Annotated in this window: 26 protein-coding genes and 1 tRNA gene; 6 read left to right on the top strand and 21 right to left on the bottom strand. The window is 35.0% G+C overall.

The window, feature by feature from the left end; all coding sequences use genetic code 11:
* Positions 1 to 300: 300 nt before the first annotated feature.
* Positions 301 to 795 carry a hypothetical protein gene (locus AB1349_07635; GenBank protein MEW6557209.1) on the top strand — a complete coding sequence of 165 codons (495 nt, stop codon included), beginning with the start codon at positions 301 to 303 and terminating at the stop codon, positions 793 to 795.
* Positions 796 to 807: 12 nt separating this feature from the next.
* Entirely contained in the window at positions 808 to 1,194 is a 387-nt protein-coding gene (locus AB1349_07630) for a hypothetical protein (protein MEW6557208.1), read from the top strand.
* 42 nt (positions 1,195 to 1,236) lie between these two features.
* Here the strand turns inward: AB1349_07630 and AB1349_07625 are convergent, their stop codons facing one another.
* The 19 genes from AB1349_07625 to lexA all read right to left on the bottom strand — a co-directional run bounded on the left by AB1349_07625 (position 1,237) and on the right by lexA (position 17,881).
* On the bottom strand, positions 1,237 to 1,488 hold the full coding sequence (locus AB1349_07625; GenBank protein ID MEW6557207.1) for a Mor transcription activator family protein: 252 nt from the start codon (positions 1,486 to 1,488) through the stop codon (positions 1,237 to 1,239).
* Positions 1,489 to 1,490: 2 nt separating this feature from the next.
* A complete protein-coding gene (locus AB1349_07620; protein MEW6557206.1) occupies positions 1,491 to 4,589 on the bottom strand; it encodes a site-specific DNA-methyltransferase in 3,099 nt (1,032 codons plus the stop codon).
* The gene (locus AB1349_07615) at positions 4,556 to 5,035 is read right to left on the bottom strand and encodes an LAGLIDADG family homing endonuclease (GenBank protein ID MEW6557205.1); all 480 of its coding nucleotides are present in this window, start codon (positions 5,033 to 5,035) and stop codon (positions 4,556 to 4,558) included. Before AB1349_07615 ends, AB1349_07620 begins: the two co-directional genes overlap by 34 nt.
* A 2-nt stretch (positions 5,036 to 5,037) precedes the next feature.
* The gene (locus AB1349_07610; GenBank protein ID MEW6557204.1) at positions 5,038 to 5,277 is read right to left on the bottom strand and encodes a 3D domain-containing protein; all 240 of its coding nucleotides are present in this window, start codon (positions 5,275 to 5,277) and stop codon (positions 5,038 to 5,040) included.
* A gap of 236 nt (positions 5,278 to 5,513) precedes the next feature.
* A complete protein-coding gene (locus AB1349_07605) occupies positions 5,514 to 6,368 on the bottom strand; it encodes a site-specific DNA-methyltransferase (protein ID MEW6557203.1) in 855 nt (284 codons plus the stop codon).
* Between the two features lie 2 nt (positions 6,369 to 6,370).
* Positions 6,371 to 6,847 carry a 3D domain-containing protein gene (locus tag AB1349_07600; protein MEW6557202.1) on the bottom strand — a complete coding sequence of 159 codons (477 nt, stop codon included), beginning with the start codon at positions 6,845 to 6,847 and terminating at the stop codon, positions 6,371 to 6,373.
* On the bottom strand, positions 6,840 to 8,006 hold the full coding sequence (locus tag AB1349_07595) for a DNA methyltransferase (GenBank protein MEW6557201.1): 1,167 nt from the start codon (positions 8,004 to 8,006) through the stop codon (positions 6,840 to 6,842). The genes AB1349_07600 and AB1349_07595 overlap by 8 nt, the downstream gene beginning before the upstream one ends.
* Positions 8,006 to 8,326, bottom strand: a complete 321-nt coding sequence (locus AB1349_07590; GenBank protein ID MEW6557200.1) for a hypothetical protein — start codon at positions 8,324 to 8,326, stop codon at positions 8,006 to 8,008. Before AB1349_07590 ends, AB1349_07595 begins: the two co-directional genes overlap by 1 nt.
* Positions 8,323 to 8,673: a RusA family crossover junction endodeoxyribonuclease gene (locus AB1349_07585; protein ID MEW6557199.1), complete on the bottom strand. Its 351-nt coding sequence runs from the start codon at positions 8,671 to 8,673 to the stop codon at positions 8,323 to 8,325. The genes AB1349_07590 and AB1349_07585 overlap by 4 nt, the downstream gene beginning before the upstream one ends.
* Positions 8,674 to 8,678: 5 nt before the next feature.
* Positions 8,679 to 9,488 (bottom strand): ATP-binding protein, encoded by an 810-nt coding sequence (locus AB1349_07580; protein MEW6557198.1) that lies wholly within the window; start codon positions 9,486 to 9,488, stop codon positions 8,679 to 8,681.
* The gene (locus AB1349_07575; GenBank protein ID MEW6557197.1) at positions 9,427 to 10,281 is read right to left on the bottom strand and encodes a helix-turn-helix domain-containing protein; all 855 of its coding nucleotides are present in this window, start codon (positions 10,279 to 10,281) and stop codon (positions 9,427 to 9,429) included. Before AB1349_07575 ends, AB1349_07580 begins: the two co-directional genes overlap by 62 nt.
* Positions 10,282 to 10,295: 14 nt before the next feature.
* Positions 10,296 to 10,643, bottom strand: a complete 348-nt coding sequence (locus AB1349_07570; protein MEW6557196.1) for a hypothetical protein — start codon at positions 10,641 to 10,643, stop codon at positions 10,296 to 10,298.
* A gap of 33 nt (positions 10,644 to 10,676) precedes the next feature.
* Positions 10,677 to 11,129 carry a DUF669 domain-containing protein gene (locus AB1349_07565; GenBank protein ID MEW6557195.1) on the bottom strand — a complete coding sequence of 151 codons (453 nt, stop codon included), beginning with the start codon at positions 11,127 to 11,129 and terminating at the stop codon, positions 10,677 to 10,679.
* A complete protein-coding gene (locus tag AB1349_07560; protein ID MEW6557194.1) occupies positions 11,113 to 11,871 on the bottom strand; it encodes an ATP-binding protein in 759 nt (252 codons plus the stop codon). Before AB1349_07560 ends, AB1349_07565 begins: the two co-directional genes overlap by 17 nt.
* A complete protein-coding gene (locus AB1349_07555; GenBank protein MEW6557193.1) occupies positions 11,852 to 12,775 on the bottom strand; it encodes a PD-(D/E)XK nuclease family protein in 924 nt (307 codons plus the stop codon). The genes AB1349_07560 and AB1349_07555 overlap by 20 nt, the downstream gene beginning before the upstream one ends.
* Positions 12,776 to 12,780: 5 nt before the next feature.
* The gene (locus tag AB1349_07550; GenBank protein ID MEW6557192.1) at positions 12,781 to 13,086 is read right to left on the bottom strand and encodes a hypothetical protein; all 306 of its coding nucleotides are present in this window, start codon (positions 13,084 to 13,086) and stop codon (positions 12,781 to 12,783) included.
* A 44-nt stretch (positions 13,087 to 13,130) separates the two neighbouring features.
* Positions 13,131 to 13,886, bottom strand: coding sequence for a hypothetical protein (locus AB1349_07545; GenBank protein MEW6557191.1), 756 nt, complete (start codon positions 13,884 to 13,886; stop codon positions 13,131 to 13,133).
* Between the two features lie 338 nt (positions 13,887 to 14,224).
* Positions 14,225 to 17,194 carry a DEAD/DEAH box helicase gene (locus AB1349_07540; protein ID MEW6557190.1) on the bottom strand — a complete coding sequence of 990 codons (2,970 nt, stop codon included), beginning with the start codon at positions 17,192 to 17,194 and terminating at the stop codon, positions 14,225 to 14,227.
* A 54-nt stretch (positions 17,195 to 17,248) separates the two neighbouring features.
* Positions 17,249 to 17,881 carry a transcriptional repressor LexA gene (lexA, locus tag AB1349_07535; GenBank protein ID MEW6557189.1) on the bottom strand — a complete coding sequence of 211 codons (633 nt, stop codon included), beginning with the start codon at positions 17,879 to 17,881 and terminating at the stop codon, positions 17,249 to 17,251.
* Positions 17,882 to 18,073: 192 nt separating this feature from the next.
* Here lexA and AB1349_07530 point away from each other — a divergent pair, with 192 nt between their 5' ends.
* The 4 genes from AB1349_07530 (at position 18,074) to AB1349_07515 (ending at position 20,948) form a co-directional block, all read left to right on the top strand.
* Positions 18,074 to 18,268 carry a hypothetical protein gene (locus AB1349_07530; protein MEW6557188.1) on the top strand — a complete coding sequence of 65 codons (195 nt, stop codon included), beginning with the start codon at positions 18,074 to 18,076 and terminating at the stop codon, positions 18,266 to 18,268.
* Positions 18,269 to 18,337: 69 nt separating this feature from the next.
* Entirely contained in the window at positions 18,338 to 18,736 is a 399-nt protein-coding gene (locus AB1349_07525; GenBank protein ID MEW6557187.1) for a hypothetical protein, read from the top strand.
* 143 nt (positions 18,737 to 18,879) lie between these two features.
* Positions 18,880 to 19,341: a hypothetical protein gene (locus AB1349_07520; protein ID MEW6557186.1), complete on the top strand. Its 462-nt coding sequence runs from the start codon at positions 18,880 to 18,882 to the stop codon at positions 19,339 to 19,341.
* Between the two features lie 14 nt (positions 19,342 to 19,355).
* Positions 19,356 to 20,948 carry a recombinase family protein gene (locus tag AB1349_07515; GenBank protein MEW6557185.1) on the top strand — a complete coding sequence of 531 codons (1,593 nt, stop codon included), beginning with the start codon at positions 19,356 to 19,358 and terminating at the stop codon, positions 20,946 to 20,948.
* Here the strand turns inward: AB1349_07515 and AB1349_07510 are convergent.
* Positions 20,937 to 21,008, bottom strand: a tRNA-Asn gene (locus AB1349_07510). The genes AB1349_07515 and AB1349_07510 overlap by 12 nt on opposite strands.
* A 186-nt stretch (positions 21,009 to 21,194) precedes the next feature.
* A complete protein-coding gene (locus AB1349_07505; protein MEW6557184.1) occupies positions 21,195 to 21,422 on the bottom strand; it encodes a hypothetical protein in 228 nt (75 codons plus the stop codon).
* Between the last annotated feature and the right edge of the window lie 59 nt (positions 21,423 to 21,481).

The raw sequence follows: 21,481 nt of genomic DNA, 5'->3' as shown, positions 1-21,481 counted from the left end.
AAATCGGGGCCTGGGCCCTTTTTCCTATGATATTGTTTATAATTACTGGTAGTATATATCCTGGCCTAATTATGCATTTTTTAAATAACATTTTTGCATATATCTTACGCCCATTATTCTTAATGAAATCAACAGGATCAGAAGGTTAATGATCAAGAAAATGATGCCCTTTCGTTCGCACCATCGTATAACAGCGGATAAAAGGGGAATTAAAGATTTCCCCAAATTGCCTTCGGCAACTTCTTTTATCCACATCCAGTTATCTGGCAAAAAACAATTTTTCGGTAGGAGATAAGAGTAATGAGTAAGGAACAGAGTAAATCCAGAATGTCTACCGCAAAAAATAAATTGACGGAAAATCAGCGTCGCTGTGGTTTATGTGGCAAGACAAAAAATCTAACCAAGACAGAGTGTTGTGGCAATTGGATTTGTGATGATGAACATAAATATGTATTGTTTTCTTATGCACGAAACAGTTGTTACAGAAATCATCGTCGTTACACACTCTATGGGTATCACCATGCAGAAGAACACCCAGGACACTGGCGGGATTGCCAGAGGTGTCGTAATGAGATTTATGAGACAGAAATGTATGTTTGGTATGGAACCAATGAATACAATTTTGAGAAGTTAGAGAATCCGCCATCTTACGAACCTACTAAGTGTTCTAAATGTGGTGCTTTGATTATTTTGAGTGAAGGCGGATACTCTACAAAAGGTAGAGAATATTTTTGTGAAAAGTGCACAATCAAAGAATTCCCTGTCCTGGCAAAAAAATGGCAACAGATAAATTGAAGGATTAAATTCATGACTGGGAGAAACCAAAGTAGTCTCAAAGAAATTGTCGGTAGTAAAGTTTATTCAGTTTGGATTGATATGTTATCTAAGTTAGTTCCCGATGGACGAACACATCGTTTAGCACCTACTATTGCATCTATGCTCAGATATGCCTCAGAAGTTGCTTATGAAAAATATGGTGATCCTCCTGAAGAAGGGTCGATTGCGTATTCGCTACAAATTGCACAGGAAACTGATTATGATGAATCTATGAATTTACTTTTGCCAATTGTGGAAAAATTATTTAAAGATGCACGTGTAAACCCGAAGCGAAAAAGTGTAAGAGGAGAAGTATACAGTATTGCAGAGGCTGCTATTCAGGAGTTTGTTAATTGGTATAACATGCCCTGGGAATAAGTCTAAGAAATGATTCTTTTTGTATCTAATATAAATCAAACATCAATAGAACCTATCCGACCGCAAAATCTGTTGGATACGGCGGACAGTAAGGTTGAATTTTTTTGCTAATCTGACATTTGTCCATTTTTTGGGATTGTTCATTTTTAGCAATCTGATTTTATTATTCCTTCCTTCGTGATAAGTTCTTTTACCACCGGGATTGCCGATCTTGGGTATATAAATTTCTTGTCCCCCAAATTTTTTTCGGAGTTCTTTATATATTTTTTCTCCTATGATTTCTTTTATTTCCACAATTATTTTTTGCTATCGAACTCTAATTTTAATTGGTTATCGTTTTCTGCTTTTTCTTTCTCTAACCTTTTCCGAGCAAGTTCACAATAATCTGGATTTAAATCTACTCCGATGTAATTCCTGCCGAATCTATGTGCGACTACACAAACAGTACCGCTACCACAAAATGGATCGACAACGATTCCGCCTTCGGGACACGAGGACTTGATTGGTTTTTCACAAAGTTTTTCCGGGAAAACAGCGAAATGAGCACCTTTGAATGGTTTAGTATTTATTGCCCAGAAATCTTCCGGTTCCCCTGAACTTGATTCAGGGTCATCTGCACAGTCACCCGGGTTAGTTCCTAATGGATGTCTTATATCAATTCCTAATTTTGATTTTTCTACTAAACCACCAATTGTTGTATTACCAGGATGTGAACCTAATGATTTATATCCTCGTTCTTTATCTATTTCCTGGACATCGCCAGGGTTCTTGCCAAGTGGATGAAATGCGGTTGGGTTACCTGGCTGAGGAGGTAACTTCATTCCTCCGCGAAAGACACCATCGTATTTAGGATGTTCATCTACTTCAATAGTATCTCCAGGATTCTTTCCATCAGGATGATTTTGTACTGCTTGACTGACCAAATAGGTTTCAGTCATTATTTTATCGTATTTATCATCAAACTTAAGCAACTTTTTGAGTTTCAGCCATTCTTCTGGACCGGGTAAGCAGGCCCCGTGACTATCTTCTTCATGAGCAAACCAGTGACTTGCACAATCTTTATATCCGAAATATTCATCAATTTGTTTATAAGTAAGTTTTGACTTCTTTTTCCATTCTCTTAAATAATCTGCTATTACATTCTGACTTACTTTATGGACTCTCTGAACACTGAATGCAGTTTCATCACGATGTAAACCCTGTCTATCAGTATGACCACCTTCCAGATTATATTTGCTATCAACAACATCACCCGGATTTTTACCAAGTTTATGATAATATCCTGGAACATATTTGCCAGTTCTGTAATGAAGATATCGTGACGCCTTACCTTTTTCATTCACTAATATAGCACCCGTTACTATGTTATCTTTACCTGTGTAATTTTTCTGTGTTTTTATTATATCTCCAGGATTTTTACCTAGATAATGTCTCTTAAGTTCAGGAGGCTTTTTATTTAAGCCAGTGATTGGTCTGGAAGCTGAATGTCTTGTATAACCTTTTTCTTCCAATGCTTTTATTTCATCTTCAGAGGAAACTGAGTAGATATCCCCGGGATTTTTGCCTAATGGATGATTCTGTTTCTCTGCTGGTTTTGTTAATATTTCCGTCATCTGTCTGTCATATTTATCATCAAAACCTAATATCTGTTTGATCTTTAACCAGTCATCTTTATCAGGATAACTACCATCTTTTTCAAACCAGTGATGCGGAGTTCGATTGCCAAACATTGTTTCCAAATCTTCAATAGTTATACCCTTCTGTTTACGCCAGTAAGTTAGATATTCTCTAATTTTATCGTGTTCAGGTAGATTCCTGTATTCAACTATTTCTTTATCTCTTGGCTGGACTGAATAAGGGACTTGAATAACATCGCCAGGATTTTTGCCAAGTGGATGACTCCCTGTTAGAAAAGTATGCTTTCCATAACCCTTCCCCCAGCCATGACCGTGTCTGTTTGGTGGTCCTTCAGGATATTTTTCATCCCTGCCTTTTTTATACATTCTGAGTCCTTTATTACTTCTGTGTGAACCGTGATGTAATGTTTCTTGTTCTATCAAAGCATCTCTTTTAGTAAATGACTTATGATAATCCTGTGTAGCGGGAACAGGTCCTTTTGGGCTCATCTTTAATCTTCCTTCATTTAGATTCTGCTGAATTACATCCCCAGGATTTTTACCCAGTGGATGATAATCCTGAGTTCCGTGGGAAGATTTAGAATAAAATTGAAATTTACAATCATTAATTCTGATATTTTCTTGAACAACGTCCCCGGGATTTTTACCTCTGGGGTTATTCTCATGTTCACCACTGAACCATTCCTGTTGCTTTTGTTTGAATTTTTCAGGGTCTTTGTAATCTCTTTTTCCACGATGCGGTGCATTTTGAGCCATAATAACATCACCAGGATTCTTACCTAATGGATGCCCAGGTACTGTCTCATATCGTTGCCTTCCTTTAGGACTGTTCATACCGCCATATTCCCAGTGTTTACCACCCTTAGGAATCATTTCAAGATATTTCTTGGTTTTCTTTAAACCGGTATTCCCACCTGCTAAACTTACACCTTTAGGTGGGTTCAAAGGTCTACCAGTTTTTTTGATTACTTCTTTCCAATTCTTACTCGCTTTTTCTTCTACCGAATCAATTATATCACCAGGATTCTTACCGTTCGGATTATTACCTGCACGACCATAGATAGCACCTGCACATCCTTCGATTTTCTTTGCCATACCACGACTTCCTCGTTTCTGCATCTCTACTAAGTTTTGTTGAATAATATCACCCGGGTTTTTGCCTTTTGGGTCATAACAGAAGTGAATATCGTGGTCATTCCTTACCTGAGCACTGACCATTTTATTGCCATATAGTTTAGTATCAACTTTATCAGTTGATTTTCTATCACCTGTCTTTATTTCTGTCTTATGTGGTTCGCGGATACTGTCAAGGTCAAAGAAGTAGCGTCTATTTTTAACAAAGAAAAATACAAATTCATAACTGTTTTTATATCTATCTTTCACTGATGAAGGCATGGAATTTGGTTTATGCCAGATCAGGATATTTCTCAGTTGCCAGCCATCTTCTTTAAGTGCTAATGCAAGCTGTGAAGGTATCATCAGTAGTTCTTTATCCATGTACGTGTCGCCCATTACAACATAACACGAACCTGTTTTCTTAATAACTCGCTTTAGTTCGACAAAAACGTCTACAAGTCTACGAATATAATCTTGATAATTAGGTTCGAGTCCTACCTGGCCATCTACCTTGTAATCCCGCAGTCCCCAATAGGGCGGTGAGGTCAAACACATATCAATACATTCGTCAGGCAATGACTTCAGAAATGCGAGTGCATCTGAACAGATTATTTTGTTTTTGATTTCTTCAATTGATACCATGACTTATAATATTTCTTTCCATATTTAATGTACCAGTGTTTTTCACAAAAACCTTTTGAATAATGTTTATTGTTACAAATTTTACATTTCTTAATTCCATAGATACCTTTTCTATTTGCTATCTCCAAAACTGTTTTGGCTATATCTTTTTTAATTAATAAAAATGGTATAACCTGTCTTAAAACACAAGATATTTTTTCTTTACTACCTATTTCTGTTTTATATAAGGTTTTTCTTTTTTCTGTTTTCGGCCTTATGAGTATATTTCCGTGTAATAATTTTTTAGCATAATTGATAAAATCTTTATTAGTATTGGAAATAGATACCCATATGACATTATATTTTTCATTAACACCAATGCTACCTTCGCCATCTATTGCTGCAGATAACCATCCCAGTTCAAAATTATTTAATTTTCTATTGACATAATCTCTTGGATATCCCATCCTTATTCAATAACTATGAATAATTTTCTCTGCATACCATATTTATCAGCTTTCTTTCTGTTCTCTTTTGTTCCTTCACCGATAAATATATCTATATGGAAACCTTTCACATTACTACCTGTATCTTCTGCTATGTATTTCTTACCTGTCTCAACATCTATAAAGATAGACCCTAATCTGACAATTTTAGGGTCAACAGCTACTGTTCTATTTTTGACAGCCCTGTAACCTGATTTTGTTATTCCATAATATCTATGTTCTTTATTTTGCTACATTCAGATTGATGCAATGTGTATAGAGTTGTATTAAAAATTCCATACCAGACATGATAATTCTCTAAATAACTAACAGAAGTCCTATAATTTTCATATTCATTTTTAATACTTGAATGTCTGTAAAAATAGAATCCCGATATAAAACATGCAATAGAACATATTATCAATCCTACTAGATGGGCTACTCTTGTTTTATCAATCATTTAAAATATAGCCGAATTTACCGGAAGTCTGCTGTATTTACCAGTAAATTCTCCTTTTTCTTTTCTTTCCTTAAATGTTTTTCGGACAATATGATGTGCAACTTCTTCTTCAACGGATTTTAGTTCGGACCTATAATTCTTTAATCTATTTTTTGCTAACCTGACATATTCACCAGATATTTCTATGCCGATAAAATCATGTCCCAATATTTTTGCTGCCACCAAAGTTGTGCCACTACCACAGTAGGGGTCAATTATTGTCCCTTTTCTTTTATCCATAATTGAATAGATTGCTCTGACTGGCAATGCTAAAGGGAAAGGGGCGGGGTGTGGATTTTTCTGTTCCGGTGGAAATCGCCAGATTGAAGTTAACAGTGCATGTTCAGGTTCCAACTCTTCACCTATTAGATTTCTTCCTTCAGGTTTGTAAAGCCAATATATTCTTTCTTCAACCTGCCAGAATCTCCAACCTCGTATATTTGCTGCTATCATTCTGTCCCAAATAATTTCCTGTCTTATTGTCCACTTTGTTTTTCTTAACCAGTCCATAGGATGAAACATTTTTCCTTTTTCCCATCTGATTTTATGATTATAAAAGAATGAACCACAGGACTTTATAATTCTGAACATTTCATCTAAAACATCTATTTGATTCTGTTGATAAAAATCTTCTGGAAATCTATCACTCGTATTTGAATATTTTACATCTGCCACTAACCATCCTTTTTTATTCTCGCCTTTATTATAAGGTGCTGATGTTACACCCATATCAATAACATCATCAGGCAAAGTCCTTAAGAATTTTAGTGTCTCAGCACAGTATATCCTGTTGAGGCAGTCATCTGGAAATTTCATATTTAATCAATAACTATGAATAGTTTTCTCTGCATACCATATTTATCAGCTTTCTTTCTGTTCTCTTTTGTTCCTTCACCGATAAATATATCTATATGGAAACCTTTCACATTACTACCCGTATCTTCAGCTATGTATTTCTTCCCTGTTTCAATATCTATGAGGATAGATCCTAATCTGACAATTTTAGGGTCAACAGCTACTGTCCTGTTTCTTACAGCCCTGTAACCTGATTTTGTTATACCGTAATATCTGTGTTCCTTATTTTTGCTACATTCAGATTGATGCAATGTGTATAAAGTTGTATTAAAGATTCCATACCACACATGATAATTCTCTAAATAACTAACAGAAGTCCTGTAATTTTCATACTCATTTTTAATACTTGAATATCTGTAAAAAAAGAATCCAGATGTAAAACATGTAACGAAATATATTACCAATCCAAACAAGCAGATTATCTTTGTTTTGTTAATCATCTGAAACTCTTTTCTGTAAAATTAATATGTGGTCCACAAGTATATTCCATGTACCTGTGCTTGATATAAGTTGTGGAATATTGAAGAGCAATTTACAGTTATTTTTTTCAAACTCTTCTATGCTCCAGTCAACAATAGGTATAATTTCGTTCTTTTTTCTTTGATTACCAATAATAAATCCGATTTTCTTTCCTAGCTTTAATACTCTCACCATTTCACTGATGGCTTTACTCATCATTTCAAAATAAAGGTCTGGCTTCTTTACAGGTTCATACTGTCGTTTAAGTTCATCAGTAACAGGAAAGAATTCTGGCGCTCCACGATTTTCTTTAGTGTAATCAAGAGCATTACTGTACGGTGGTGAAGTTACAATACCTGAAAAATAATTATCAGGAAATTCAAGTTTTTCTGCTGTGTCTGTTACTGTTTTAATTTCACCGAGTTCTAAACTTTTTTCTGTGTTTAATCTAGACCATTCATCCTGTAAGGTTTTCATCTCAAGGAATTTCCTGTTAAATGCTTTCTGTGAATCGGGAAAATGCATACAGGTCGCATAAGAGTAAATCACAAACATTAATGGATGAATTGTTCCTGCAAGCATGGCATTTTTGAATCTATCCGGGTTCTGGCTAACTTCAATGAAAAACTTTTCTGCTATCTCACCGTCGGTTAGTTTGCGAATATAGAATTCTCTTTGTGCTTGAGTTAAAAATGTGTAAAATGGATTGATGTCAATTCCAACTGAATCCAAACCTAATAATATTGCTTCTACCTGCGTAGTACCGCTCCCACAGAAGTTATCAAGTATAATACCATCAGGTTCAGGATTAACGATATTTATAAGAGACCGGGCAACAGGTGGCCTGAACCTTGCTTTGAATGGATAGGTGAAGTGACTGAACCATATATCAGCGTATTTGCGTAGGATTTTTCTGTTAATATCAATAATTTTTGTTATCCAGGTATCTTTGCCATCAATAGAAGTCAGCCAACTTGTACGGTTACTTAAATAATCCCTTTGTTCAGGATCAAATGCGAACTTAAACTCAAGGTTATCTAAATCAAAACTGACATCTTCTGCTCCTAATGATTCAAGTTCAAGTTTACAGAGTTGCGTTTCATAGATTCTATTTATTGTATCCAGTAGTTTCGCTTTCATTAACTGTTCTCTTCCTTAATAACTTTTGAAAATACAGGAACTTTCTTACCGTCAATAATAATATCAGCAGGTGAGCCACCAAATTCTCTAATACCTTTCAGTTTTAAGTCATACTCTTTTCTTTTTTCAGGATCTCCCAAAACTTTCCATATTAATGATAAAGCGAACAGGTTCTCTGATTTCTCAATTTCATTTGTTGATTGAGTTTTTATTTTATGGATAACTTTGCTATAAATTTCTTTCAGTTTCTTCTGCGGAACTGTTTCTGGAATATCTTCGTTTGCTACCCAGCCTAAAAGTTCATAATATGTCTTGCTCATTGTTCTATTGATTCAATTAAAATTTCTATTCTTGGATTTTCAGGATCATAATGAAACTCGTGAGTGAGTTCAGTAACTATTCTTTGACTGTCGTCTTTAATTACTTTTCCTTTGAGTCCATCAAGAATAAATTTTCCACTGTAGTTATCATAATCATGAGAACCTTTCGTCTTGAAGTAATAAACTAACTTTATTTTTACCTGACCTTTTATTGGTTTTAACTTTTGAGTTAATATCTTCCAGGCAATTAAATCTGACCAGCGTGCCTTTTCTCTTTGTCTTTCAGCCCAGTGCATGGCAAATATCTTATTCAGCGATGACGGTATTTCTGGAATTACTATTTTCACTACAGTCATCTTTTTATCTTTTTCTTTAATCTCCAATCCTTGCCAACGAGTTTAACTACCCTGCACATCTCTGTAATACGAGAAGCAATCCTGTCACTTAAATTCTCACTGATTTCATTTAAATCCAGATTGCTGGTTATGATGAGTTCATGTTTTAAGTTACGCAGGCGTCTATCTATTATCAAATAAAGTGTCTCTAATGACCAATCAGTAACTTTTTCTGCACCAAAATCATCAAGAAATAAGTATTCATAACCAACATATTCTTCAATGAGTTCTTCTTCGGTTTGCACTGACCGTTTGTCAAATATGGACCTGATTTCAAGCAAAAGTTCAGGTACACTTACAAACCTGCATTTTTTATCTGAAAGAATAAGTTTTCTTGCTACAGATACTACTAAATGTGTTTTGCCTATACCGCAAGGCCCGGTAATACATAATCCACCTTGCGGTTTTTCTGTATATTGCTTGATAACTTTGCATGCTTTTTCATTCTCTGGAGTTATTTCAAAGTTCTCAAATGTCAGGTTCAAGTGTTGTGGTGATAACCCTGCAGAAATAAGTTTACGGTCAGGATTGTGCTTCTCTTCCTGTTCTTTTCGTTCTTTTTCCTGACATTCTTCACATTTATCATCCGGTGGAAACCAACCCCCAAATGGCCGGTCACCAATTTTTACTGGTTCAACATAAAATGGTTCTACTAATTTACCACAAATGACACATTTTTCTGCCTGATACGGACATTCCGGTAAATTATTCTTCAATTCCGTCGTATTTTCCTGGTTCACCTTTGGGATGATATTGTCTTCTTCCATCAAATCTATTCCTTGTGAAGTTAACAGGTTTATAATCAAGTGTCTTATTAAACCAGTTTGTCAAAAATCGGCTATAATTGTGATATCTTTTGTTGGGATTGGATAAAAGCCAGCAATCTGCCTTTTTTATTTCAGTTGCTATATCAATTGTTTTGTAAGTATCCAGCCATGCTTCCACAATTGTAGTGATTCTTGCTTCTGGTATCTTAACAACTTTGCAGGATTTTATGGTTTCAGTTATCTGAATTACGGCAGGCGAGGGTTCTTTTGAACACGAGCCTGCTACTTCTTCAATATTACCTGGTTTTTCTTCGATACCTTTACCTGGTTCTTCTTCAGTACTTATATAATTAGTACCGTGGGATGATTTTACCACAGCGGTTTTTTCATCCAACGGTACCGTGGTATCTTTTTCAACCAACGGTGCTTCTACCGTGGGCTGATTTTCAACCAACGGTGAAAATAATACATATATGCTTGTTGTAAACCTACCTTCTTTTCTTCTTTGGGAACGATGAAGGTATTTTTTATCTTCTAAAAATTTCTTTGCCTTTTTTATTGCCTGCAAAGCATACCCGGTCTCTTCCATAATCGTTTTATTACTCACCCAGCATTCTCCTTTCTCATTTGCATGAAGCCCCATACAAAGTAAAACAGACAATGCTGCTCCTTTTAGTTCTCTCAATTGTTCATTTCTAAATTCAGTAGATATTCTTACATAATAATCTTTCCCTGTCTTCTTATCTGTGGCAAGCTGTATTTCATTACCAAAAGCAATGGTTATTTCTTTCATTTATGTTAACTTCATTACGCTTCTCGATTAGTTCCAGTTGATAGTTCTTGAATAAATTTTTGTATTTCGTTTTTAGTCAATTCACTAAGTGTGTGTTTACCAAAATTGTAAAGTATGTAACCTTCACGTTTTGATTCCTGCCAGCCTTTCTGATCAAGCAGTATCTGCAGATAATTGATATCTTTATTTGAAGGTTTCTCACCATCTGCTCTTTCGGGTTCAATAATAATCTCAAGTGGCTGTTTAAGTAACATCTGTGCTTCCTGTACTGATGCCCGATAAATCTCAGGAATCAGTAAGGTTACTTTACTCTCACCTTCTGAATCTATTTGTATTTTCCAGATAGTACCTTTGCATTGCATATTTGGCTTTCTCTCCTTTTCATTTTTCCAAGGTCAGAAAGGGATTTCTTCATCTTCGCCCATCCGCGACGGACGTAATTCATCTTCCCGTTCTGATTGTTTTTCTTTATTTAATTCTTGAGTTGATGAATTTATTATTGGTTCAACTTTTTCACGAATTTTGCCTTGATACATCTCGTGAGTTACTTTTACTTGCAGTTCTCTGCCTCTTACTTCATCAGTATCCCATTCATATATGCCGGCTGCACTAAAACCTAAACACTGTAAGAGTTGCTGTAATCTGAAAAGTGCCTGTGGTAAACGAGATGTATTCAAAAACAAGTGCCTGCCTTCGTATTCACCGGAAGTAATAACAAAATCCCAGGCATAATACTCATTACCTTCATCTGTTTCTTTTAACTTTACTTTTGCTACTTCTACCCTATAAGTTCCCTGAGGGATCAAATCAAACTGTCCTGCTTGTGAAAAATCATCTCTTACTCTCATGACTGGCCTCCTTGTCCTTATTTACTGAACTCCGCTCCTGTGTAGAGGAACTGGGTGAACCAAATATTTTGGTATAGATTTTTTTAAAATCCGGTTCTTCAAACCTATCAAGTTTACCGGACCTGTCTTTAGCATAGGCACGTTCGTGTGGCTGACATAAGATTTTTCTCACTAATTGTTTTTTACCTTCTGTTCCTTCAACTTCTTTAGTGAACAGATAACCAACAACATCAACGTAACCCATAACTTCTTCTGGCAATGTTCTACCCTGTAATGCTGGTCTTTGCATAATTATTCCTGCATCTTCATCTTTTCTTTCTTCATTAAGACATATCAATAGCAGGTTCATCTCTAAATCACGAAAATATCTGATAATGTTTCTCACCTGGTCAATATTCATACCCCAGTCACCGATTGTTGCTCGGTCTCTGCCTGCTTTAGATAGAATTAAATCCATGCTCTTGCGTTGTAATTCGGTCAATGAATCAATCACCACAGTTTTATAAGCAAGCTTCTCAGTTTTCAGGAAGTTAAACACATTGATTACATCCTGAAATGTTTCTATTTTCACAGTATCTAACTTCTTATCAGCAATAGAAAGTAATCCTGCTTCTGCATCAAGAATTAATGGGTCAGGTGCTGTTGAACCAAAGACGGTTTTACCACTGCCCGGAACTCCGTAAACCATCATTCTCAGATACTGTGACCTACCTTCATTTGATTTAATGATTTTGATACCCATCGGTCTCCTCCTTTTCTGCTCCCTGATTTTTATCAGGAGAGATAGTTTTTAATTCTTCATTGATTTTTTCTTTTATACGAAATTGCATTCTTGCTTCATCAGTATCTTCAATACAAAGTGTCCTGTATGCACATTTCCAGGAACAGTCATCAGTAGGATGACGATATATAGCAGGATGACTTATTTCTAAACAGATACGGTGTAACTGTGTCTGAAAATCGGCAATATCTTTTTGACTGCGATAAACTTGTTCTCGATAAACTATTGGATTTTTTACTTTCGGAGAGGGTAATTGTTTGCGGATAATGTTATAGATACAACCAACTATTTCTATATTCTCCTGTTTTTGTAATGCCCAGATATAAGCAGTAACCTGCTCATCTAAAACTAAATTAGATAGGTAACCACTGCTTACAGAAGAAGTGGTCTTATGTTCCATCAACCAGTAAGCATTATTCTTCTTGACTAAACCATCTACTTTACCAGCAAACATAAATTTTGTTGATTTATGTCCGAAAGGAGTGATTACGGGTACTAAAAACTCTTTTTCCGGGAAGACAATTTCAAAATCGTCCTGCACCTTGGCAAATTTGTCATATTCTTCAAGCATAGATAGACCAAGTTTATTGGCCTGTGTTATTTCTTCAAGTTGTTCATCAGTAAGTTCTATTTGATTTTCTATATCTTTAATTTGAGTATTCACATAGTTAGCGAAAGATTTCTTTGCTGTGTCCAAATCTTTCTGGTTTGAATAATATGCTTTCAAGCCCTCATGAATGCCTGCACCGAGAAATAATTTACTTGAAGGAACTTTTGGAGTGAGCAAATCAAGATAGGCAAATTTATATTTCAGCCGACATTCTTTAAATAACTCTATTTGAGAATTTGTTATAATTACTTTCATTTTAATTATTTATTTTCAGGAGACTCTAATTTCTTTAAGAATTTTTCAATAGCCGGATGTGACTCTGAAGATATTTTATTTTTAGAATTCTTTTCTTTTGCTGATAGATGCTGTAACTTATCTATTTTTCTACAGGCATCAAGATATACTTCCTCTATGCTTTTCATCATCACCCATATAAGTTCGTCTTTAACAGGATGTATCAGGAATATTCCTCCAAAACACAGGGTTAGATTTCTAAAAGCATCATTAATAACCTGTTGGAATTTATCCTTGTCCATTGTACTTACCTCAAATTTCTTGCCTCTCATCTAATATATACTCCTTATCATTTAAATTCAGACACCCTCAAAAATTATTTTTTTCGCAAAGCCTTAGCTATCTTAATTTTTGCTCGTACTCCCTTTCTTTGTGCGGCATCATAAGAAAGATTCAATTTTCGAGCAACTTCTTTTAGAGGCATTCTCCATAATTTTGTTGCAGCAATGATATACTTATCAATAGAGTCTATTATTCTCTTGCTAACTAATTGGTCTAATATTAGTTCCATTTCAAGAATTTCTTCTTTCGAAAACTCCTCTTTCTTCTTTTTTTGAGGAAGATATATCTCAAATGGTTTTAATTCATCCTGATAAATAATCGTAGATTCTGCCTCCCTAACCACATTTCTGTAAATTCTTTTCAGATGATTCCCAACTTTACTCTGGAAAAATAGTCCAATTTTTTCTTTCCGTTTCTCTAAATCGATTTCATTTAGAATTTCATAAAAAGCGATCCAGATTTCATTCCATATTTCTTCATCTGGAATCTGATATTTCCACACTTGTTTTTTCCAGTAGTAGAAAGGAATCTCAAAGAAAGGATACAAAAGAATAAACAAATACATAACCAGAATTGATGGTTCCTTACTTAACTGGCATTCTGATATAAGCGAACACAAGATTTCATCTTGTGCCTTAAAATTTGCTGGCTCACGACTATGAAGGAATTCAATTAACTGCTTCGGAAGAGAAAAACTTTTTAGTGGCGGGTATTTTTCTCTCCAGCTTTGATAAAGGTTGGCAAGTTCTTCTGAGGAAGGAAATTGTTCTAACCATTTCTTTATCTCCATTTTGACCTCCCTGTGGCCCACATACTACTCGGGCAAGTTTAATACCACAGGGAAGTTTATGAAAAAGATAAAGAAAAAAGATTGGCAAAAGTTGGAATTTATTTGGAATTTTTATTGGAAAAAGTATACCGAAAGGTGCTATCGGTATACTGATTTCAGTGGTGAGTTACTAAAGAAAAGATAAAAAAATCGGTACATAGATTTCTATGCACCGATTTTATAGGGAAATCAAATATTTTGCAGGTAATTCTTTAATATTTTGAATATTTAGCAAAAATGGGGTATTTCAGTTGACCATTGAATTTGGTATACCAGTTGGTCAAATCGCGACACGATTTCTATGTTCTTTTCTGAAGTGCATTTTTCGTGACAGCCTTTCGCGACATTCCCTGATAAAAATAATAAACGGCTCTCCCTCGACCTTGTTTGTTTATTATTTTTGTTTCCAATAGACGAGTTAGATCTCGCAATGCAGTCCGTTTAGTAATGCCAAACATTGAACAATAATTTTGTATGGTTAATTTTTTCTTTTCTAAGAACATTTTCCTGTATGCCTCTATCTGTCTTCGATTAAGTTGTGCTATATCTATATTTTTAAATCGAACAAGTTCTAATCCATTAATCTTAATATCTTCTTTTCTAAGATTAAGTTTCAATCCTTCTTTTGGTATAGTAATGATGAAATTATTAACATCCCGTTCATGAGATACTGCCTGCTTAATTTTTGTCAGGAGCTGGCTTTTGTGATACTGAATCTGAAGTGGAGAAGTTGAACTGAGGTCGGTCCAGAGCTGGTTATAAATAGTTTGGTAACTGACACAATCACCCGGAGATTTTACTAATATATTAATCAATTGAAATTGTTTCTGATTAAGTTTGACTGCTTGCCCTTTGTAAATTATTACATCAGGTTGATTGTAGTCAATTGCCAAAATTACTTGTGTTTGGGGATCGAAAGATTTTTCAGTAGTTTCTGATTTGGTTTCGTAGGTTTCTCTTTTTTCACTTATTTTACTTGCAGATTTTTCAGGTTTTATATGAACTGTTTCTGGATGAAAATGCTGATAGATTTTTTTAGCTAAGGTTTTTGGCAGTAATTTCATAAAAATTTCTTGAGAAAGTTCAGTTAAACATTTTACAGTATCAAATCCTTCTTTGATTAAACGGGTTAGATATCCTCTGCCCAATCCGGGGATCCTCAAGGAAGATAGTTCAAGTCCTTGCTTGGGCAAACCATAAATCAGTTGTCTGGAAATTTCATTAATCCTTTTTAATGTATCCTCGGGCCAGCTGATGGTTTCTGCTAATGCAGATATTGTCTCAACAAGCCAGGAGAACTCTTCACCTGCTCGTTGAAGAACACCGGAATGAGTTTCAAATTGTTTCTCTATTTCGCTTGTCTTTCTGGAGCTAATCCAATCAAATAAAGACAAAGCTTTCTTTATACCTCTGGCAGTTCTATATTCCCAATATTTGTTTAGCAGATCAGTAAAGAATTTTCTATCCTGTAGTTCTTGTTCATAAACCACTTGCTTCAGTAGATTACGATATTTATTCTTTTCATATTCACTCCAGGATAGTGGTATATAAACTTGTTCTGCATCAGGAGTAAGACCACAGATGATTAGTAACTCTAATGTAGAAAATTGTCCTGGTTCGGTTTTTTTCAGCCATTCAAGCATAGATAAAGCAGTCTCTACATGAATCCCTTTCTGACTGGCAACTTCACCTTGTTTAGTTACTGAAATAATGCCCTTATTATCTTGAGTTATGAGTTCGCCTTTAATACAATAATCAATGGTCTGCGAAATAAATTTATCATAATCCTGATCAGTAAGTTCCTTCTTCCAGATAGTCTCACTGGCAAAAGTATGTAAAAGAAAATCTTTTACCTCGCTGGAGGTATGGCACAGGCCAGAAGCAAAAAGATTCAAAATATGTTTATCCATATCCTTTGAATCCATCGCTGATTTCACTTCTTCAAATCCACTTTTTACATATTCGTCTAATATACCATCTACATGAAAACTGGACATAGTAACTAAAATCGCTCTTCCAAAATCGCTAATGTATCCGTATCTTCCTACTCTTCCTCCCATATTTTCAAAGTCAATTTTAGAAAGTTTAACAATTACAGGCCGGTCAGTCTTATGAGGATTGGTATACCATTTCTCTAAGTCAATAATTGCACTTTTTGCAGGCAGGTTAAGTCCATAGGCTAAAGTAGAAGTAGCAAGTAGAATCCTGATTTCTCCTTTTTTGTAGTATCGTTCAACTAAATTTCTCTGTTCAAAATTTAAATCAGCATGATGAATGCAAATACCTTTTTTAAGTAATTTGATAAGAAAGTCCTTTATCACTGTATCTTCATAAGTATTAAGTTCATCAATTGCTTCTTTAGCCTCAGGAAGATTTACAATCTCAGCTAATTTATTGGCAAATTCGTGAATTAATCTTTTATCTTTAAGAAACATTATTACTTGCTCACCTTTTTCTGCCAGATGTTTTGCAAGAAAAATCATTATCTGTTTATGGAACTCATCTACCATATCTCTGTATATTTTTTCTTCATCCCGACCTTTTAATTTTGCTTGTTCTGAAAGTATTTCGTGAAATTTATCAACCTCTTTCTTAATCCACACTTCCTGACCTTCTTTCTTGCTATTATGTTCTTGATAACGAAATATTCCACGGTGAAATACTCCCTGTCTTAGTTCCACAGGACGTTTGTCATCATAGAGAAGTTCGGCATTTAGCCATTCAGCAAGTTTCTCACACTTTCCTAATACTGCAGATAGTCCAACAATTTGTGGCTTTTTTTCAGAAAGAAGAAGACGGGTTAAAAACATTTCTAAGACTGGTCCACGCTCTTCTTCGCCAATCATTTGCAGTTCATCAACTACAATTAAACTAACATCATTTAGGAATTTACCATTGTGAACAAGTAAGGAAATCAATTTCTCATATACAACAACTGCTATATCAAATCTACATTTTTCAATATCCTCATCATATTCACGTCTATCATGAGTTGATACCACCGTCTTTATATCAAGAGGAAGATACCAGTTACGAAACTCTTCGTATTTTTCTTCTGCTAATGCTTTCTGTGGAACGAGGTAAATTACTTTCTTTCGTTTTCTAGCATCAATAACTGCTTTCATTTCACCAATAAAAGTTTTACCACTTGATGTGGGAGCAAAAACTATAAGATTTTTGCCTCGCAGAAATGATGTCTCTTTAAATACCCGTTCCTGGATAGGAAGTAATTCCTTCCCATATTTTCTTTCCCAAACCTCTATCACCATAGGTTCAATACCATATGCTTCTAATAATCGTATTTGCATTACGATGCACCTCCTTCACGAGATTCTTCTTGTACTATAATTTCTGACCAGACTGATTACTTTACCAATTATTGTGGCACGATCAGTAACAATAGGTTCATAAGCAGGATTAGCTGGTTCAAGGATTATTTTGTCTTTTGCTATTTTAAGTTTTTTTACTGTTGCCTCGCCATTAACATCAGCAACTACAAAATCGCCACTATCAGATACTGATTGTTTCCGAACAATAACTATGTCATCATCTAATATTCCAGCACCAACCATACTGTCACCTTTAACTCTTAAGGCAAAAACCATCTCACCTCTGGCAATATCTTTATCAATGTTAATATAGCCTTCAATATCTTCTATAGCAGGCACAGGAGCTCCTGCAGGAACTTTACCTACAATTGGTAACCGAGCAGTACCACTGGAAACTGCCTTCCTTGACCCTATAATGATACCTCGTGCCTTACGGGTCCTTTTTATGAACCCTTTTCTAATAAGCTTCCTTAAGTAATAACGAATATGGCCTGTGGAAGTAAATTTAAACCTCTGCCCTATTTCTCTTAAAGTGGGAGCAGAACCAGTTTCTTCTATCTGCTCATTAATGAATTTAAGAATTTCTTTCTCCTTATCAGTTAACTCATTTTCTGGTTTTCTGGGCATTTAAATCGCCTCCTTTCAAATCTAATATATATTATAGCACAAATTTGCTAATTTGTCAATAGTTAATTAAAAAAATCTTTTTTTTCTTTTCAACCTTAATCAGAGGTGTAAAAAATACATAGGGAAAATAAAAAATGACCTGTCTGATTTTAATAAGCAAGTAGTATATATTAGATGAGAGGCAAGGAATAAATGTGGGATGAATACCAAGATTTAACACCAGAAGAGAGATTGGACAGGATTGTTGAAATTCTAACTGAAGGAGTATTGCGCCTTATTGAGGAAAAGAAAGCGATATCTTCCAAAAAGGGTAAAAAAGCATCTGGGCAGATATCGTCGGAAGAAGTGCTACAAGAGAATAAAAAAGAATTTTCAGAAAGGACTTGACTTTCCCTTGAAAAAGAGCCCAAATGTACATTGGGTATAATAGCCGAATACCGTCGGGAGGGATGAATTATGGATTATCAGGATATTATTAGTAAATTAAACCAGATAGCAAGTGAAATGGGCTTGTTTCCGAAACAGCCAAATTACAGGTATTGGCAGACAAAGGGACTGCGCATAAATTATATGTGTGGTTACACAACTGAAAAAGTTGATGGCAAGTTTTCAGCATTTGTTTATAAGGAAAATAAGAAGACAAATACCTGGAAGTTAACCAAGCAGGTTAAATTCAGCCGGCGATGGAAAGCCTGCGAACGTGCATATAGATGGTACTGTCAGAAAATGAGAAAAGAGGTTCCTAAAACACCTGTGTTCCATACTCAAGAAATGGTTGAAAGGAGAAGGCAGGTTTATAAAGATAGATTTCTCAAAGATAAGAATTTAAGCGAAGAGTCAAATAAACCACTATGATAATAGTCTTGACTGTTATAATCATTATAGTTGTATGTTTTATTATGGCATTCATTGAACTGAACAGAGCATTAAATGTAAAAAATTAACAGGTAAATCTTTATTATGGTGGTGGACTCGTGGCAGGAAGGAGTAATCAAAGTATGGATATATTTAAATTTGCTGAAGAAGTCAAAGAAAAAGCAAAACTGATACTGCAGCAGGATGGCTATCATTGTCCTTTGATTATGTGTCTGACTCCCGCAGGTCAAAATATTATTCCCCTAACAATTTCGAGTGAAGAAGAAAAGATGAAAACTCTTGCTGCTATCAAGAAGTTAATGGAAAAAGAAAATGTATGGGCTTATATTACTATTACTGAAGGCTGGATGGTAACCGGGAAAGGGAGTAAACCTATTGACCTTAGTATCAGACCAAGCGAGGCACCTGATAGCGTCAAAATTCTAATGGTATCTGTTGTAACTGGAAAAAGAATCAAAACATGGTCAATACCAGTAAAAAATGAAAAAGGCAAGATCACATTTGGTAAAGAAAAAATAATGGATACTCAGAATGGCTCACAAGTAGGTGGATTATTTATGGGCCTATTACCTGAACTTCATTAAGTAGGTGGAAACTTATGGAACAAAAACAGAAAACAATTTGTGCTATTTACACAAGAGTTTCAGATGAAGAACAGTTAACTTCTGATTTTACTTCTCTTGATAGCCAGAGAGAATATGCAGAGAATTATATCAAAAGCCAGGAAGCACTGGGTTGGGAGGTATATCCTGAGAAATATAATGATCCTGGTTACACTGGTGGTAATATGGACCGGCCTGGACTTCAGAAATTACTCGCTGATGCAAGAAGAGGTAAGTTTAATGCTATTGTGGTATATAAAATTGACAGGTTAACCAGAAGTTTAAGAGACTTTGGTAAAATGTGGGAACTCTTTGAAAAATATAATATCTCATTTGTATCTGTAACCCAGAAATTTGATACCACAACTTCTATGGGACGGCTGATGCTACATATCCTTTTAAGTTTTGCGCAGTTTGAACGAGAAATCAATAGCGAAAGAACACGAGATAAAAAATTAGCCTCTGCAAAGAAAGGAAAATGGTTGGGTGGATATCCTGTGGTTGGTTTTGACCTTGACCGTGAGACCAAGAAAATAGTGGTTAATAGAAAAGAAGTCAAACAGGTTGAATTTATGTTCAAGACTTACCTAAAGGAAAAATCATGTCTAAATGCAGCAAAAGTCATTAACGAAAGAGGATATCGCACTAAGGCATGGATAACCAAAAAAGGTAGACATATGGGTGGTAAGAAATTCTGTAAGACTACTCTAAAATATCACCTGCGAAATCCTATCTATATCGGCAAGATAAGGTATGGAGATAAGTTATATGATGGGGAACATCCAGCAATTATTGAAGAAGGATTATTTAATCAAGTCCAAAGTTATTTAGATAGGAATGGGAAAAAGAAAAGTTCTCCATATAAGAATAGACGATATGATTTTTTACTCACAGGTTTGGTGCGATGTAATTATTGTGGTTCTACAATGACTCCCGGTGCATCTCATTCGAAAAGTGGAACATATCTATATTACCGTTGTACAAAAGTCAATAAAAATGATAAAAATGCGTGTAAATATCGCTATATACCTGCAAAGGAGTTAGAAAATGTTGTCATAGAACGAATAAAATTCTTATCTGATTCACCGAAAATTGTTGATGAAATGATTAAGAAAGCTCATAGATCAGTAAATGGAGTTTTTCCAGAATTATTGAGCGACTTAAGCTCAAAAACAAAAAAACAGGCAGAACTGGAAATTGATATACAGAACTGGACGAACTGTGTGAGTCAAAGATTGCGAGAGAATAAAGATGTGGATCTCTTTGCAGAAGGGCAAAAAAAATTAATACAACAACAAAATGAACTTACTAAAGAAATAGAACAGATAAAATCCAAAATAGACAAAATTAAAAATCACATTATAACCGCAGAAGCAATTAAGAGTAATCTTAAGTGCTTCCATGACGTCTTTGATAGATTGGAATATGTTGAGAAAAGGCACCTCTTAAATCTCTTAATAAAAGAAATTAGGGTTAATGGTGACAAGTCTAAAATAGAAATGGACCTATATCAGTTGCCCGATATAAGTCCATCTATTCAAAACAAACCACCTTTGTGTAGTTTGAGGACAAGCCATCTCAGGCGGTAGGATTCGAACCTACAACCCTCCGGTTAACAGCCGGATGCTCCACCATTGAGCTACGCCTGAACTGTTTCGTCTAAACTATTATTTTTACTTAATTTACCGACAATAAAAGTGATTTTTTGTCATTTAGTATTTAATGGTATCTAATGGTATCAAAAAGTATCATTTTGCTGATTTGTAATACCAATTTAATACCAAGATTTTTACTATGAATCAAACCTTAAAAGAACCTGAAAAAGTATTATTAAACTATTTTTTCGGTTTATTTTTCTTGATGTCTTTACCTGCCTCTTTACTTGGTGTTTGACTTTTTAGTATATCACAAGGTCCCGCACCTTTTTTGATTTCGTATTCTTCTGCTTCTTCGTCCTTGTCATTCTCATCACTGTAACTGAAGTACCTTTCATGTTTAACCTGAAAAATGCGTGAAAACGCTGTTTTTTGACATGACTTCGTCGGAACAACTTTAATGTTCATTTGCAAATCGACCTATTTTAATAGTGACCGTACTTTTTTAGCATTGCTGAATAGTTCTT

This window comes from Elusimicrobiota bacterium (genome assembly GCA_040757695.1).
GTDB lineage: Bacteria > Elusimicrobiota > UBA8919 > UBA8919 > UBA8919 > JBFLWK01.
Note: the sequence above shows the minus strand (reverse complement) of the source record. Positions and strands in the feature narration are given on the sequence as shown.